The 15,493-nt window shown below is 68.3% G+C and carries 15 protein-coding genes and 1 pseudogene; 12 read left to right on the top strand and 4 right to left on the bottom strand.

The genetic code is table 11. From position 1 onward, the window contains the following. Window positions 1-35 precede the first annotated feature (35 nt). On the bottom strand, window positions 36-947 hold the full coding sequence (locus tag NUV94_02380) for a hypothetical protein (protein MCR4391634.1): 912 nt from the start codon (window positions 945-947) through the stop codon (window positions 36-38). Between the two features lie 100 nt (window positions 948-1,047). Continuing rightward, a complete protein-coding gene (locus NUV94_02375) occupies window positions 1,048-2,358 on the bottom strand; it encodes a cyclic 2,3-diphosphoglycerate synthase (protein ID MCR4391633.1) in 1,311 nt (436 codons plus the stop codon). Between the two features lie 98 nt (window positions 2,359-2,456). On the opposite strand from NUV94_02375, the gene NUV94_02370 reads away from it, so the two are divergent. Further along, entirely contained in the window at window positions 2,457-2,993 is a 537-nt protein-coding gene (locus NUV94_02370) for a CDP-alcohol phosphatidyltransferase family protein (GenBank protein ID MCR4391632.1), read from the top strand. Here NUV94_02370 and NUV94_02365 read toward each other — a convergent pair. Further along, window positions 2,905-3,810: an RluA family pseudouridine synthase gene (locus tag NUV94_02365; GenBank protein MCR4391631.1), complete on the bottom strand. Its 906-nt coding sequence runs from the start codon at window positions 3,808-3,810 to the stop codon at window positions 2,905-2,907. The two genes, NUV94_02370 and NUV94_02365, sit on opposite strands and share 89 nt — an antisense overlap. Window positions 3,811-3,837: 27 nt before the next feature. On the opposite strand from NUV94_02365, the gene NUV94_02360 reads away from it, so the two are divergent. The 11 genes and pseudogenes from NUV94_02360 (at window position 3,838) to NUV94_02310 (ending at window position 14,936) form a co-directional block, all read left to right on the top strand. After that, a complete protein-coding gene (locus tag NUV94_02360) occupies window positions 3,838-4,308 on the top strand; it encodes a ribosome maturation factor RimP (protein ID MCR4391630.1) in 471 nt (156 codons plus the stop codon). Beyond that, on the top strand, window positions 4,305-5,249 hold the full coding sequence (gene nusA, locus NUV94_02355; GenBank protein MCR4391629.1) for a transcription termination factor NusA: 945 nt from the start codon (window positions 4,305-4,307) through the stop codon (window positions 5,247-5,249). Before NUV94_02360 ends, nusA begins: the two co-directional genes overlap by 4 nt. Next, the gene (locus tag NUV94_02350) at window positions 5,200-8,007 is read left to right on the top strand and encodes an MMPL family transporter (GenBank protein MCR4391628.1); all 2,808 of its coding nucleotides are present in this window, start codon (window positions 5,200-5,202) and stop codon (window positions 8,005-8,007) included. Before nusA ends, NUV94_02350 begins: the two co-directional genes overlap by 50 nt. A gap of 41 nt (window positions 8,008-8,048) precedes the next feature. Continuing rightward, window positions 8,049-9,578, top strand: a complete 1,530-nt coding sequence (gene rny, locus NUV94_02345; protein ID MCR4391627.1) for a ribonuclease Y — start codon at window positions 8,049-8,051, stop codon at window positions 9,576-9,578. 14 nt (window positions 9,579-9,592) lie between these two features. After that, window positions 9,593-9,832, top strand: a pseudogene (locus tag NUV94_02340) (stage V sporulation protein S). 133 nt (window positions 9,833-9,965) lie between these two features. Then, complete coding sequence (locus NUV94_02335; GenBank protein MCR4391626.1) at window positions 9,966-10,148, top strand: DUF3482 domain-containing protein; 183 nt, start codon at window positions 9,966-9,968, stop codon at window positions 10,146-10,148. Window positions 10,149-10,157: 9 nt separating this feature from the next. Next, window positions 10,158-12,650, top strand: coding sequence for a tetratricopeptide repeat protein (locus tag NUV94_02330; protein ID MCR4391625.1), 2,493 nt, complete (start codon window positions 10,158-10,160; stop codon window positions 12,648-12,650). Further along, window positions 12,647-13,294: a MazG family protein gene (locus NUV94_02325; GenBank protein MCR4391624.1), complete on the top strand. Its 648-nt coding sequence runs from the start codon at window positions 12,647-12,649 to the stop codon at window positions 13,292-13,294. Before NUV94_02330 ends, NUV94_02325 begins: the two co-directional genes overlap by 4 nt. Continuing rightward, window positions 13,287-13,559, top strand: coding sequence for a hypothetical protein (locus NUV94_02320; protein MCR4391623.1), 273 nt, complete (start codon window positions 13,287-13,289; stop codon window positions 13,557-13,559). The genes NUV94_02325 and NUV94_02320 overlap by 8 nt, the downstream gene beginning before the upstream one ends. After that, a complete protein-coding gene (locus tag NUV94_02315; GenBank protein MCR4391622.1) occupies window positions 13,556-14,089 on the top strand; it encodes a YqeG family HAD IIIA-type phosphatase in 534 nt (177 codons plus the stop codon). Before NUV94_02320 ends, NUV94_02315 begins: the two co-directional genes overlap by 4 nt. A gap of 139 nt (window positions 14,090-14,228) precedes the next feature. After that, window positions 14,229-14,936 carry a hypothetical protein gene (locus NUV94_02310; protein ID MCR4391621.1) on the top strand — a complete coding sequence of 236 codons (708 nt, stop codon included), beginning with the start codon at window positions 14,229-14,231 and terminating at the stop codon, window positions 14,934-14,936. A 127-nt stretch (window positions 14,937-15,063) separates the two neighbouring features. Here NUV94_02310 and NUV94_02305 read toward each other — a convergent pair whose 3' ends face one another. Beyond that, window positions 15,064-15,264: a cold-shock protein gene (locus NUV94_02305; protein ID MCR4391620.1), complete on the bottom strand. Its 201-nt coding sequence runs from the start codon at window positions 15,262-15,264 to the stop codon at window positions 15,064-15,066. Window positions 15,265-15,493 lie beyond the last annotated feature (229 nt).

The raw sequence follows: 15,493 nt of genomic DNA, 5'->3' as shown, positions 1-15,493 counted from the left end.
GGGGCTTGGGCGTGAACGGCCGGCCTCGTTTCACGTCAGAAGGTGAGCGTGAACCCGATCACTTCCTGGAGGAGCCCGGTGAAGTCGAACCGGGTCCGGGAGTAGAGGCGAACCCCGGAGAAGGCCACGCTCACCTCCACCTCCTGGGCGACGAACCCGAGGAGGTCGAACGTGGTCGTGGACCTGAGCGTCGCTGGGTCGATGGCGAGGCCGAGGAAGAGCTCGGCCCAATCCAGGGCGAGCCCGGCGTCTAGCTGGACCCCAGCCCCCATCTCCACTTCCGGCGATGGGAACCGGTATGCGGCGACGAACTGGCCCCACGCGAACCCCACAGGGTCGAACAGCAACACCGAGTCCGCGCGGAAGCACGAGGTCGTGAAGCTCAGGGACACCAGCTCTTCCTCGAACCACCATCCGGGCACGGCGGTGAGGACGGTGGCCGGGTCATCGTCGATCAGGTGGTAGAGGTCGATCACGCCGAATCCGGTGAGGCTGCGCACGACGAGCCCGAGATCGGTGCGCACGCCCAGGTCGAGGACGATGCCGATGGTGTAGTCCGGGGTCTGGCAGGCATCCGCCAGGTTCTCCACCAGGAACAGGGCTCCCAGGTCCAACGGGCAACATCCGCCGCGGACCTCGAACCAGTACAGGGAGAAGCAGGGATCGAAGCGCATCCCGGTGCGGAGCACGATCCCGTCTAGATTCACCCCCATCGTGATGTGCTCAGCCACCAGCCCATCCAGGGAGAGCTGGGTTCGGCTGGTGACCTCCGCCCCAGCGAACGACAGGGACAGGACGATGGCCGTGTCCACCTCCAGGGTCGCCGGCGGGACCGGGGTGAAGGTGAGTTCGATCCCGAACACGCCGGCGAGGGTGGTGCCTTGGCCCACTGCGGCAATCCCCAGCATCACCGCCAGGATCAGTCCACCCCACGCTTGCGTTCTCATGATGCCCTCCTGCCGTCAGGGTACCGGGGAAGGGGGGGCGGGGGAGGAACGAAGTCAAGGCGGCCCAGCCGCATTTGTCCGGGCTGCCCCGGACCCCTGTCTACACGAGGGGGGCGAGCACGTCGGCCAGGGTGGGGCGGCCGATCTCCTGGAGCTCGTACCGGACCCGGGTCGCCGGCGTGGCCAGCCGGATCAGGCGCCGCAGGTCGATGGGGGTGGCGATGACCACCACCTCACATGGGACCTTGGCAATGGTCGCCGCCAGCTCCTGCACTTGCTCCTCGCCGTACCCCATCGCCGGGAGCACCGGGCCGAGGTGGGGGTACAGGGCGTACGCGGCGGCGATGGACCCCACCGCATACGGGCGCGGGTCGACCAGGGTTGCCCCAAGCTTCCGCGCCGCCACCGCCCCGGCACCGAACGGCATCTCCCCATGGGTCACCGTGGGGCCGTCCTCGATCACCAGGGCCTTCCGTCCCGCCACGAGCTCCGGATCCTCCACCGTGATCGGGGACGCGGCCTCGATCACGGTGGCCTGCGGGTTCAGCTCGGCGATGGACGCCCGCAGGCGCTCGATGGCCTCGATCCCCGCCGAGTCCACCTTGTTGATCACCACCACGTCGGCCTGCCGGATGTTCACCGACCCCGGCCAATAGGTGCGCTCGTGTCCGGCCCGCCAGGGATCGGCGACCACGATCAGGAGGTCCGGGCGGTAGAACGGGAAGTCGTTGTTGCCCCCATCCCACAGGATCACGTCTGCCTCCTCCTCCGCCCGCCGGAGGATACGGGCGTAGTCCACCCCCGCGTACACCACCGTCCCCCGCTGGAGGTGGGGCTCGTACTCCTCCCGTTCCTCGATCGTGCACCGCGCCCGGTCCAGGTCATCGAACGTGGCGAACCGCTGCACGGCCTGGGCGGCGAGGTCCCCGTAGGGCATGGGATGGCGGACCACCACCACCCTTTTCCCCCACCCCCTGAGCACATCCACGACCCGCCGGGTGGTCTGGGACTTGCCACAACCGGTACGGACCGCGCACACCGCCACCACCGGCTTGTTGGCCCCAAGCTGGGTGGTGCGGGGGCCCATCAGCCAAAAGTCGGCCCCGGCCGCGGCTGCCACCGCCGCCCGTTCCATCACGTGCTGGTGGGACACGTCGGAGTAGGCGAACACCACCCGCTCCACCCCGTGTTCCCGCACGAGCTCGAAAAGCCGCTCTTCCGGTTCGATGGGGATGCCGTGGGGGTAGAGCTTCCCCGCCAGCTCCGCCGGGTAACGGCGGCCCTCGATGCCCGGGATCTGGGTCGCGGTGAACGCCACCACCTCATATGCGGCGTCATCGCGAAAAAAAACGTTGAAGTTATGAAAGTCACGGCCGGCGGCGCCCATGATGATGACCTTGGTCCTACGCATGTGATCACCTCACAGGATAGGATGGTGTGGTCACGGGATTATACCCCATCCCCCTCGGACCATTGGCCGTTCCCTCTGCCGGGGGTATGATCGGGGCGATGACACTGGCCAACGCGCTCACCGTGCTCCGCGGGGTGCTCATCGCTCCCACGGTGATCGCCGTGCTCGCCGAACGGTGGTGGCCAGCGTTCGCCGTGTTCCTGTGCGCCCTCGCCACCGACGTCCTCGACGGCTGGATCGCCCGGCGGCACCGGGAGGTAACCGAGGTCGGCCAGCTCCTGGACCCGACCGTGGACAAGCTCTTCTACCTCGGGCTGTTCTCCTCCTTGGCCGCGGTGGGAAGGCTCCCGCCCATGGGACCGGTCCTGTTCCTCATCCCCCAGCTCGGGCTGGGGGTGGGGACGCTGTTTCTGTGGCAACGGCGGGAGGAGTTCGTGGCCCGCTGGCCGGGCAAGGCCGCGGCCGGCCTCACCGCCCTCGCCGCCGTCCTCCTCCTCGTCACCCCGTACGGGGGGTGGGCGTTTTGGGCGGCGGTGGCCACCCAGTTCAGCGCTGGGGCGTACTACTTGGCCCGCCAAGCCAGGGGAGGAACTCGGGCGGAGGCGGGGCCTCGAACTCCATCCACGCCCCGGTAGCCGGGTGACGGAACCCCAGCCGCCACGCGTGGAGGAGGAGTGCCTCCCCGCGCTTCCCGTACACCGGGTCCCCCACCACGGGGTGGCCGATCGCCGCGAGGTGCAGGCGGATCTGGTGGGTGCGCCCGGTGTGCGGCCGCACGAGGAGCAGGGATCGGCCCTGGTTCCGCCGCAGCACGGTGAACTCCGTGCGCGCATCCTTGCCCATCCCCCCGAGTTTCATCCGCCACGGCCGCGCGTCATCCCGTTCCACCCGCCCTTCGATCGCCCCCTCGTCCACATCGAGCTCCCCCTCCACCACCGCCAGGTACTCCTTGACCACCGTGCGGGCTTGGAACTGGGAGACGAGCGACGCTCGGGCGGACTCGGTCCGGGCCAGGACTAACGCCCCGGTGGTGGCCACATCGAGGCGGTGGACCACGCCGGGCCGACCCGGCGCCCCCGGCGCCAGCGGCCCCTGGGCGAGCAGGGCGGACACCACCGTCACCCCGCGCCCGGGACCCACCGGGTGGACGGCGAGGCCGCGGGGCTTGTCCACCACCACTACCTGCTCGTCTTCGTACAGGATCGGGATCGGGTACGGGGTGGCCGGGATCCCCGGCCCGTCCCAGGCCACGACGACCTCCTCCCCGGCTTGCACCCGCCGGTCCGGGTCGGGGGCGCCCCCCCCGATGGTCACCGCCCCGCTGGCCAAAAGGGCCCGGACGTAGCTGCGGGAGATCCCGAGCTTGCGGGCGAGCAGGCGGTCCACCCGCTCCCCGGAATCGGCCTCGGCCACCGAGACCCGATCCACACGCGATCCGCTCTTTGTGCCCATCCTGTGGGGAAAGTATAATGAACAAACATGGAAATGCTACGGGAAAAGATCGACGCGCTCCTGCGCCAAGGTGCGGACCGAGCCCGGGTGGAGTTGTACCACTGGGAGCTCCACCGCTGCCGCGATTACGCACGGCTCGTGGTGTACATCGACCATCCCCGCGGCGTGACCGTGGACGACTGTGCCCGGGCCAGCCGGGCCATGGAGGCGCTTTTGGACCAGGCGGATCTGCTATCCTCTTCTTATCTCTTGGAGGTGTCGTCGCCGGGGGTCGAGCGGGGGCTGTGGGAACGGTGGCACTACGAACGGGTCTTGGGCAAGCTCGTCCGGGTGCAGGTGGCCCCTGGAGAGGGGGAGGCGGTCCGGACTCGGTACCAGGGGCGGCTGGTGCAGCTGGTGGACGACGCGATCACCCTTGACCTTGGCCAGGACCGGGTGGACGTCCCCCTGTCGCGCGTGGTGCAGGCCCAGGTCGTCTATGAGGGGGAGGGCCGATGAACATCGATTTCCTCGAGGCGCTGGAGGAAATGGCCCGGGCGCGGGGCATCGACCGGGAGGTGGCCTACGAGGCCATGGAGAAGGGCATTGCCGCTGCGTACCAGGCGGAGTTCGGCGGGGACGAGCCCCCCGAGGTCAGGATCGACCGCCGCTCCGGCGACGTGTACGTGAACGGGACCCGGTTCGATCTGGGCAAACTGGGGCGGATCGCGACGCGCCGGGCGGAGGAGTTCTTCCGCCGGGAGATCCTGCGCCGCCGGCGGGAGACGCTCTACGAGATGTACTCCTCCCGCATCGGGGAGATCCTGAACGGGTTCGTGCACCGGTTCGAGGGGCGCGACGTGTGGATCAACCTGGGCGAGGCGGAGGCGCTGCTCCCGGACGAGGAACGGATCCCCAGCGAGCGGTACATCCCCGGGCGGCGTCTGCGCGCCTACCTCTACAAGGTGGAGAAGACGCAAGGGGACCCTAAGATCTACGTGTCCCGCGCCCATCCCCAATTCGTGGCCAAGCTCCTCGCCCTGGAGGTGCCGGAGCTGGAGCAGGGGATGCTGGAGGTGGTGCAGGTGGCCCGGGTGGCCGGGGTGCGGTCGAAGGTCCTCGTGCGGGGGGTGGACCCACGCATCGATCCGGTGGGGAGCTGCATCGGGGCGGGGGGTAGCCGGATCCGGGCCATCAGCCGGGAGCTGTCCGGGGAGAAGGTGGACATCGTGCGGTGGACCGAGGACGTGCGCCAGGTGATCCGGGGTGCGCTCGCCCCGGCCAGCGCCCTGGAGGTGGAGTTGGACGGAGCGGCCAAGAAGGCCGTGGTCACCGTACCTGCCAACGAGGTCTCGCTCGCGATCGGACGCGATGGTCACAATGTAGAGCTAGCGGCCAAACTCACCGGCTATGACATCACCATTCGGACCCCATCCGGAGAAGAGTCCAAACAAGGCTGAACGCCGCGGCCTGCGGGCCCGCGTGCTCGGGGGGATCGTCTCCATCACCGGGCGCTGGGCGGCGGTGGTGGCCGTGTTGGTGGCCGCCCTGGTGGGGGCGGCCCTGTACTACATCCAGGATCTCCCCATTCGCAGTTCCTACATTGACCTCTTGCCGGAGCGCGACCCCCTGGTGGAGAGGTTCCAAGAGGTGCAGGAGGAGCTGGCCACCACGGATGTGGTGGCGGTCCTGCTCACCCTGACCGCGCCGCCGGCCTCGCTGGAGGAGCGGGCGCGGATCCTGTTCGCCGCCGCCGACCGGGTGATCGCCGAGCTCGACGACCCCGAGATCATCGGGGCCTCGTACCGACTTGGGCAGGGAATTCCCGTCCCCCCCGAGCTCCTCCTGTTCCGCACCCTGTCCCCTGAGGAGCTCTCTCGCCTGCGGGACATCGCCCAGGAGGTACTGGCTCTTCTCCCGGCGCTGCCCCCGGGCGGCGTCCCGTCGGTGGCCGAGCTCCTCTCGGCGGTGGCGTCCGGGGCCATCACGGATGCGGACGCGGTGGAGAAGGCCTTGCACGAGCTTGCCCAGGCCGGATGGAGCACCGTCGCCTTGCTCGAGGACCTGCCCCGGGTGCAGGGGCTCCTGGACGAGGCGGCGGGCATCGTCCGCGCGGTGAAGGCCCGCCCCCTCCCCGAAGACACCGGCCAGCCGATCCTGTCCCGGGATCACACGCGCCTGATCGTACAGATCTGGCCGGCCCGGTCGGCCTACGAAGGCCTGGACTACAACCACCGCATCACCCGCAGCGTGCGGGATGCGGTGGCCCGGGCCGACCTCGGCGCGGTGGGGGTCACGGCCGGGGTCACCGGGCCGTACGTGACGAGCGTCGAGGTGGACCAGGTCATCCGCCGGGACATGAACCTGGTGACCATCATCTCCTCCACGGCCGTATTCGTGCTGATCCTCATCGCCTTCACCAGCCCGTTCCTGTGCGTGGTGGCGTTGGTGCCGGTGCTCGTGTCGGCCCTTCTCACCATGGCCTGGGCCAAGTTCGCGGTGGGCGGGTTCAACCTGCTGACCGCGTTCCTGCCGGCCCTGGTGCTCGGGCTGGGCATTGACTTCTCCGTGCACCTTCTCGCCCGGTACGCCGAGGAGCGGGTGCTCGGCAGCTCGGTGGGGGCGGCGCTGGCCACCGCCATCCGCAGCAAGGGCGAAGCGTGCATCATCGCGGCGGTGACCACCTCGGCCGTGTTCGCGTGCCTTCTTGTATCCAACTCCCGGGCGCTTTGGGAGATGGGGGTGATCATGACCGTGGGGATCGTGATCGCCCTCGTCATCGGGTTGCTCGTTACCCCGAGCCTGGTCACGCTGACCTATGCCGTCTTCCGGCGTCAGTTCCGGGAGCGGCCTCCGCTCCCGTCGGTCCGCCTGCGGCATGCCTATCATCGGCTTCTCCTGCAGCGCCGGGGGGTGGTCGTGGTGGGGCTCCTCATCACCGGGGCCCTCGTGTACCAGGCGAGCCACGTCCACTTCCGGTTTGTGTCCGCCCAGCTCGCCCCACCGACCTCGGCCCAGGATGTGCTCACCACCATCACCCGCGAGTTCGCCGGCGAGATTTGGCTTGGGGACACGTTCCGGTTCTTCTGCGCCCGGCCAGAGGACATCAAGCCCCTCGAGGCAAAGCTGGCCGCCCATCCCCTGGTGGAGTCCACCGCTTCCGTGCGCGACCTCCTCCCCCAGGAGCTCTTGCGGGGGCAGGTCTCCCTCCAGGACGTGCCGCTGGCCGCGGCCCACCAGGCGGTGGGAACCCTGCAGGAGAACCTGGAGCGGTGGGACGCCATCTTGGCCGACGTGGAGATCCTGCTGTCCCGCCTGTCCCAGTTCGAGCTCCTCGCCGCCCTGAGCGGGCAGACCCGTCTCGCCGGTGTCCTCGCCCAGGGGACGGACGAGCTGGTTCGGGTGTGGCGGTCGATGCGGGGGGTAGACCGGGCATCGGTCCAGAAGACGGTGGCCGAGCTGGCGGCCGACCTCGCGGTGCTGGCCTCGTTCGTGGCGGCCATCGAGGCCCTACCCCCGGAGCCGGAGTTGGTGGTCCGGCTGCTTTCGCTCCTCCCGGAGGACATCCGGGCCCAGTACTCCACAGCGAAGGCCCAGTACGTGGTGGAGGCGCGGATGAAAAGGACGCTCTACGAAGGTCGGAACCTCCAGGAATTCTTGGACTGGACGGGAACCCTGGGGGTGGAGTACTTCGGGCTCCCCGAGCTCCAAGCCCGCCTGGAGCGGTACATGAAGCGAGACTTCGCCCTCTCCACCATCTTGGCCGTGGTCCTCATCCTGATCTTCATCTGGCGGGACTTCCCGCGCCCAAGCGAGGCGCTTCTGGCGATGGCCCCGCTGGCGATGGGGTACGTGTGGATGTTGGCGGGGATGAGGCTCCTGCGGATTGAGTTCAACTTCACCAACATCGTGATCTCCCCTCTCCTCATCGGGATCGGGGTGGACAGCGCCGTGCACCTTCTGCATCGGGTGGAGGAAGAGCGGCGGCAGGGTGGGGACGCGGTGGCCCGGGGGGCCGCTACCAGCATGGCTCCCATCCTGACCAGCTCCCTGACCACCATGGCCGCGTTCGGAGCGCTCCTGGCCGCTCATACCCCAGGGCTCCGGCTCCTGGGGACCTCGGCCCTGCTCGGGCTTGGGTTCACCCTGCTCGGGAGCCTGCTGTTCGTCCCTGCCGGCGCGGCGTGGTTGGTTGAGGAAACCCGGCCGAGGGAATAAAGTGGGTCAACTGCCTGACCGGCCCAAAGGAGGGATGGGAAATGGCCACGACCAGTGTGCTTGCGTTCATCGGATCGGGCGCCCTCCTGGTGGGCCTGGCCGCCGGACTCCTCCTCGCCCGGTGGCATAACCGCCGCCTCGGGCGCAAAGCGGAGGCCATCCTGGAACAGGCACGCCAGGAGGCTGAGCGCATCTATCGAGAAAAGCTCCTCACCGTGCAACAAGAGGTTGCTGAGCTCCGCGAACGGGAGGAAGAGAGACTCCGCAAGAAGGAAGCCGATCTTGCCCAAGCTGAGGAACGGCTCCGCGGGCGGGAGGACCGCCTGGGCAAGAAGAGCAATTATCTCGAGATGATCGAGGATTCCCTCCGTCAGGACGAGGCGGAGCTGGGGCGGCTGATCGAGATGGGGCAGAAGCTCCTGGCGGAGGAGCAGGCGCTCCTGGAACGGCTGGCCGGGCTTACCCAAGAGGAAGCCAAGGATTACCTGTTGAAGCTTGTGGAGGCGGAATCCGAGCGGCACTTCGCCCGAAAGATCGCCGAGGTGGAGCGGCGCACCAAGCAGGAGGCGGAGCGCCGGGCCCGCCGCATCCTCGCCGATGCCGTGCAGCGCTATGCCTTGGACTACGCGGAGGAGGCCACCGTGAGCGCGGTGCCCCTCCCCAACGACGACTACAAGGGGCGCATCATCGGCCGCGACGGCCGCAACATCCGGGCGTTCGAGGCGCTCACCGGGGTGGAGGTGTTGGTGGATGACACCCCGGAGGTGGTGGTGTTGTCCTCGTTCCATCCCATCCGGCGCGAGGTGGCCCGGTTGGCCCTGGAGCGGCTCCTCGAGGACGGCCGCATCCACCCCGCGCGCATTGAGGAGATGGTGCGCAAGGCCAAGGACCGGGTCGAGGAGCTGATCCAGGAATACGGGGAGAAGGCAGCGTTCGAGGCCGGGGTGGACCTGCCGGCGGAGCTGATCGTGCTCCTAGGGCGGCTTCACTTCCGCACGAGTTTCGGCCAGAACCAGCTCCAGCACGCGCTCGAGGTGAGCTTCCTCGCCCGGCTCCTCGCCGAGGAGATCGGGATCGACCCGAAACCCGCCAAACGGGCCGGCCTCCTCCACGACCTCGGGAAGGCGGTGGACCAGGAGGTGGAGGGCCCCCACGCCCTGATCGGGGCCGACCTCGCCCGGCGCTACGGGGAGCCTTGGCCCATCGTCAACGCCATCGCCGCCCATCACGGCAACGTGGAACCGGCCACGGTCACCGCGGTCCTCATCCAGGCTGCCGACACCCTGTCCGCAGCCCGGCCCGGGGCGCGGAAGGAGACCTACGAGCGGTACTTCCAGCGGCTGGAGGAGCTGGAAAAGCTGGCCTGCGCTTACCCCCAGGTGAAGGAGGCGTACGCCATCCAGGCCGGCCGGGAGGTGCGGGTGATCCTGAAGCCGGAAAAAACCACGGATGACGCGGCCGCAAAGCTCGCGTATGATATCGCCCGGCGGATCGAGAAGCAGATCCAATACCCAGGGGAGATCAAGGTGACCGTCATCCGCCAGACCCAGTTCGTGGAGACGGCCCGGTAAGTAAGGAGGTAACCGTGAACGTGCTGAAGATCGCGTCGACTTCGGTTGCCAGTGCGGCCGCGGGGGCGGTGGCGAACACGTTCCGCGAGGAAGGTGTGGCCGAGCTGCAGGCCATCGGCCCCAAGGCCGTGAACCAGGCGGTGAAGTGCATCGCCATCGCCCGCGGGTACGTGGCCCCGAGCGGGCTCGACCTGTTCTTTGTGCCCTCGTTCGTCGAGGTGGACGTGAACGGAGAAACCCGGACGGGCATTCGGTTTACGGTGCGGTCCCGCACTCCGCCGGTGGCGAACCTACGGCCGCGGAGCCACAAGGAGGAAGGTCCCACTGCCTCCGCAGAGGCATGGCAGGACATCTGACCCGCTGCGGGAGGCGCTGCGCGGGCTGGCCTTGGTCGGGCAACTGGGGTTCACCGTGGCTGGGGGGGCGTTGGTTGGGTACGGTGCTGGCTATGGGATCGACCTTCTGACCGGGGGCAAGGGCGGGCGCCTCGGCGGGATCCTCGTCGGCTTGGCCGGCGGGATTTGGGCCGCGGCGCGGAACCTTAAGCGATTCATGGGGAAAACGGGGTGACGAGAACTCATGAACCGGTTCTTCCAACGGCATAAAGTGGCCATCATCATGGTGGTCGTGGTTGGGTTTGTTCTAGGCAGCGTCGGGCTCTACACGTTCCAGCGTTTCTCCCCAGCCGCCAAGGGCAGCGCGGAAGAGACGATCATGACCATCGAGGGGCGCAAGGTCACCCGCCAGGAGCTGGCCCAAGCCTACGACAACCTCGTCCAGTACTACACGCAACTCTACCGGATGTTCGGCCAAGACTTCACCGCCGAGCTCCAGGGTTTGGAGGGAGCGTTTCGCCGCCAGCAGTACGTGGCCGCGGCCGCCGAGGGCATCATCCGCGAGGCGATCCTGGACCGGGAGGCCAAGCGGCTGCGGATCAGCGTCCCCAAGGCCGAGGTGGACCAGGCGGCGCGCAGCCGCTACGAGCAGATCCTGGCCCAGTTCGGCGGGGACGAGAAGGGCCTCGAAAGCTACCTCAAGACCTTGGGGCTAACCCTGGACCAATACCGGCGTCAGTTGGCGATGGCCGAGGAGAGCCGGCTTCGGGAGGAACGCCTGCGCCAGTTCGTGGTCGGCCCCATCCAGCCCACGGACGACCAGCTCCAGGCGTACTACACCACCCACCAAGACCGGTATCAGTCTGAACCGGAGAAGATCAAGGTCGCCCACATCCTGGTCGACGAGGCCAAGTTGGCCGACGAGCTCCTGGGCCGTGTCCAGGCCGCGGGGGCGGACTTCGCCGCGCTGGCCCGGGAATACTCCAAGGACGAGGCCACTCGGGACCAGGGCGGGGAGATGGACTGGTTCGCCCGCGGCGGGTCCACGTTCTCCACCAAGGTGGAGGAGGCAGCATTTGGCCTCGCCCCCGGCCAGGTCACGGTGGTGGACGACGAGCAGGGCTTCCACATCTTGAAGGTCCTCGACCGGAAAGCCGCGGTGATCCCGACGTTCGCCGAGGTCCGCGACCAGGTCCAGAAGGACTACCTCCAGGATGAGGAAGGGAAGCGCTGGAACGATTGGTACGTTGCGCGCCGTCAGGCGGCCCAGCTTGTCGTGTCCGATCCCTTGCTCTCCGCCGCCCTTCTCCTGGGAAAGGACAAGGAGCAGGCCGTACAGGTCCTGCTCAGCGCCCGAGAGGCGGGCACGGGCGAGGATCCCTACCTGAACTACTACATCGGCCGGTTGTACGAGGACCTATTCACCGGTGTCGGCACGAAGCGGGTAGAGCTCGAGAAGAAGGCGGAGCGGACCCCGGAGGAGGAGGCCGAGCTCGAACGCCTCCGTGCCCAAGAGGCGGACTACAAGGCGAAGGCGGTGCAGGCGTACCTCGCGTTCGTGGAGACCGGGGAGGCCGACGAGGCGCTCTACCAGCGGGCGTTGGCCCTGGATCCGCGGAATCCCCAGTTCCGCTACCACCTGGCCGAGCTGTACCGCAGCCTGGGCAGGTACGTCCAGGCCGACACCGAATACCGCCAGGCGATCGAGGCCAAACCGGACTTCGTGGCCGCCTACACCGGCCAGGGGGACGCGGCGATGGCCATGGAGCTCTACGCGCGGGCGATCGAGGCCTACCGCAAGGGGTTGGAGCTCCAACCGGGAAGCGTCACCCTCAAGCTCAAGCTCGCCGGGGCGTACGTGAAGGGTCGGCAGTACCAAGAGGCGAAACCCCTCCTGGAGGAGGTGCTGGCCCGGGAGCCGGAGAACGTCACCGCCCTCACCCTGATGGGGGATCTCCTCCTCGCTCAAGGGGATGCCCAGCGCGCCATCGTCCAGTACGAAGCCGCCTACAAGCGGAACCCGACGTCGGAGGTCCAGATCAAGCTGGCCGGCGGGTACTTCGCCGCTGGCCGTCTGGAGGATGCCAAGCGCCGGTATCAAGACGTGATCAAGCAATTTCCCTACCGGGCTGAAGCCTACGTGGGCCTGGGCGACGTGTACCTCCAGCAGGGCGACCAGGCAAAGGCACTGGACTACTACCGGCAGGCGTTGCCCCGGGCGTTCGAGGTCACGATGAAGGAAACCATCGCCCGGAAGATCGTGGAGCTGGATCCCAAGGATACCACCACCCGGTTCCGCCTCGCCGGCTACTTCCGGGAGCAGTACAAGTACGAGGCCGCCATCCGCCAGTACGAGGCCATCCTCGAGCTCAGCCCGGGCAACCTCGACGCGTTGGTGGGCCTCGGCGACTCCTATGTGCCCCGGGTCCAGTACGACCGAGCGATGGACTACTACCGGCAGGCCTTGGCCGTGGCCACCACATCCCAGCAGCGCCTGGCGATCTACGACAAGATGGTCGCCTGCGAGGAGCAGCGGGTCGGGCCCGGCCAGCCCCTTGGCCCCCAGGGGCTGGAGGCGCTGTGGCAACGGGCCCTGCTCGAGAAGGAGCTCGGGCAGAAGGACAAGGCTAAAGCGGACCTGGAGCGCATCCGGGCCGCGGACCCCAACTTCCGGGCGGGCGAGGTCGGCCCGCTCCTCGAGGAACTGGGCGGCACGGCGGAGCCGCCGTCGCAATGAGCGTGAGGAAGCCGCGGGCGCCGGACGGCGCGGCGCGGGCGCTGGGGGAGCTCGTGCAGGTGATTGCCCACCTGCGTGGTCCGGACGGGTGCCCGTGGGATCGGGCCCAGACCCACCGCACTCTGATCCCCTACCTCCTGGAGGAGGCGTACGAGGTGGCCGAGGCCCTCCAGGCCGAGGCCTCGGTCGAGCTCCGTGAGGAGCTGGGGGACCTCCTCCTGCAGGTGCTCCTTCACGCCCAGATCGAGGCCGAAGCCGGCCGGTTCGACATCGGCGACGTGGCCGACGGCCTGCGGGAGAAGCTCGTGCGGCGGCACCCCCATGTGTTCGGCGAGGGGGAGGCGGCCACCCCGAACGAGGTCCGCCGACGGTGGGAGGAGATCAAGCAGCGGGAAGGCGGGCACCGATTGGACCCGAGCAAGCCGGCCCTGCTTGCGGCGAGCAAGTTCGTCGAGGTGAAGGAGGCGTCCGGGGAGCCCGTCCCGGTGGGACGGCATCTGCGCATCCCCGAGGCCGCTCCGGACCCGGAGGCGGTGGTAGGGGAGATGCTGGTGGAGGTGGCCGCCCTTGCCCGCCACTGGGGATGCGACCCCGAACTTGCCCTGCGCAAGTTCCTGGCGCGGAGTGAGGGTGGCCATGGGTGACCGGTTCGCCCGGCTGCGCGAACTTTCCCCGCCCCCGGAGGCGGCCGTGGTGTGGGTGGAGACGGACGACGAGGCCCTCCATTTCCTGGACGCGGCGTTCTCGGCCATGGACGGGGTGGCCAACGTACGCCGGGAGTACCGGGATGTGGGCGGGCGGAAGCTGTTCAAGATCTACGTGGCTCCGGGAAGCGTTGACGAGGTCCTTCGCGTGCTACGGGCCGCCGCCGAGCACGTGACGATCGGGGAAATCCAGATCGAGCCGTGAGGTGGGTACGGCCCGACGAAGAAGCCCCCACCGTCCACGACGTGGACTACCGCGGGCTTGCGCGGCGGGGGAGGGGGGCCCTTCTTTTCGATCTCGACAATACCTTAGGCCTGTGGCGCCGGGGGGCGTTGGATCGACGTGTTCGGGAACTCCTGCGGGGCCTTCAAGGTGGTGGGTTTCGGTTGGCCGTGCTCTCTAACGCCCGGCTTCCCCCGGACGCCCCGGTGGTGCAAGAGCTGCAGAGGTTGGGGATCCCGGTGGTGGCCCCAGCCCGGAAGCCCTTCAAGCGTGGGTTCCGCCGGGCCCTGAGGCTCCTGGGGGCCGAGCCTTTCGAGGCGGCGGTGATCGGGGACCAGCTCCTCACCGACGTCCTTGGGGGGAGGCGGATGGGCCTGTACACGGTGCTCGTGGAGCCCCTGGGACCCGAGGAGTCCCGGCTGACCAAGGTCAACCGAGCCCTGGAGCGACTCTTGGGCCGCCGGCCCATTTGCAGCGCAGCGGCAAAGTCGTCCAAGCACGGAAAGGGGTAGACAAACAATGAGCGAGAGATCAAGACCCGACCCCCACGGATCCGGTACCAGTGGCTTCAACGGGGGATCCGCCCTCGACAGGGCGAGGGAGCTCAGCGCGCCGTACACGACAAAGCCAGGGGTCATCGGGGTCTACCTCGTGGGCTCGGCCAGCCGGCCGTTCCGGGACCGGCTCTCCGATTACGACATCGAGGTGGCCATGGACGACGCGGCCTACGCCGCCACCCCAATGGAGGAGCGGCACGTGTTCGTGATCGACGAGGGGCCGCCGAAGAAGGTGGACCACGAGTTCTACCTGCGTTCGTGGAGCGAGCTCGCCGCACTGGAACGGTCCACCCACGACCTCGACCACTACCCGTTCCAGCATGCGGCGATCCTCCACGACCCTGCGGGGCGGCTGGCCACCCTGTTCCGCCGCCTGGCCGTGCTCCCCCCGGAGGTGCGGGAGGTCCGGCTCAAGGTGCACTACCTGGAGACGGTGTTCGCTCTCGGTCGGGCTGCGAAGTGCCTGGACCGGAACCGGGAACTCACCGCTCGGCTGATCCTCGGCGAGGCCGGCCTCGCGTTGGTCAAGCTCCTCGCCGTGGCCCGCGGGTCGTGGGCTCCGACCCGGCACTGGGCGGTGGAGGAACTGCGCCTCCTCGGCGTCCCCGATGACCTCCTCAGCCACGCCGCCGCCATCCTCGCCGCCCCCACCCACGATGGCCTCAAGAACCTGCGGGACGCGATCCACCGGTACCTTGACGGTCTCGGGGAGTCGTTCCACCATGACCGGATGGCCCTCGTCCGCTGGGCGTTCCTCACCGCGGCCGGCAAACAGGCGTTCGCCACCTGGAGCACACGGTAGGAGGCGTGCGACCATCTCCGAGGAGACCAGGGGGCTCGGGAACCCGGCTACAAGTTCTCGTCGAGCAGAATAAGGAAGGGGCCCCGTTTCCGGGGCCCCGCTTGGTCTAGCTCGTTCTGGACGTGATTTACCGTGCCGTCACGTTCTTGGCCTGCGGCCCTTTCGGGCCCTGTTCGACCTCGAACTCCACGATCTGGCCTTCGCGCAGGGACTTGAAGCCGGGCATGTTGATCGCCGAGAAATGCACGAACACATCCGGCCCGCCCTCCTGCTCGATGAAGCCGTAACCCTTGGAATCGTCGAACCACTTCACCTTGCCGGTGGCCATTGGTTGTTCCCCCTCCTTTTCTTACCGTTTCGACCGACTACACGTGCCCCTACTCGCTCGTTGGGGAACTCCCAACAGCCACTTCGGTTGCACTTCGTCCGGTCCAGCAAGCGATAAGTATACCAAAAGCAAGGGGAAAAGCAAGGGCCCTTCCTTGGTGCGCCAGGAGATCGTTACCAGGCCGAGGCGTTGGTGACGGGGTGGTTGAAGGAAGGCGGTGCTCCTCCCA

The organism is Candidatus Acetothermia bacterium (assembly GCA_024653305.1).
Lineage (GTDB): Bacteria > Bipolaricaulota > Bipolaricaulia > Bipolaricaulales > Bipolaricaulaceae > JACIWI01.
This window is presented reverse-complemented; position numbering and strand designations above follow the sequence as displayed.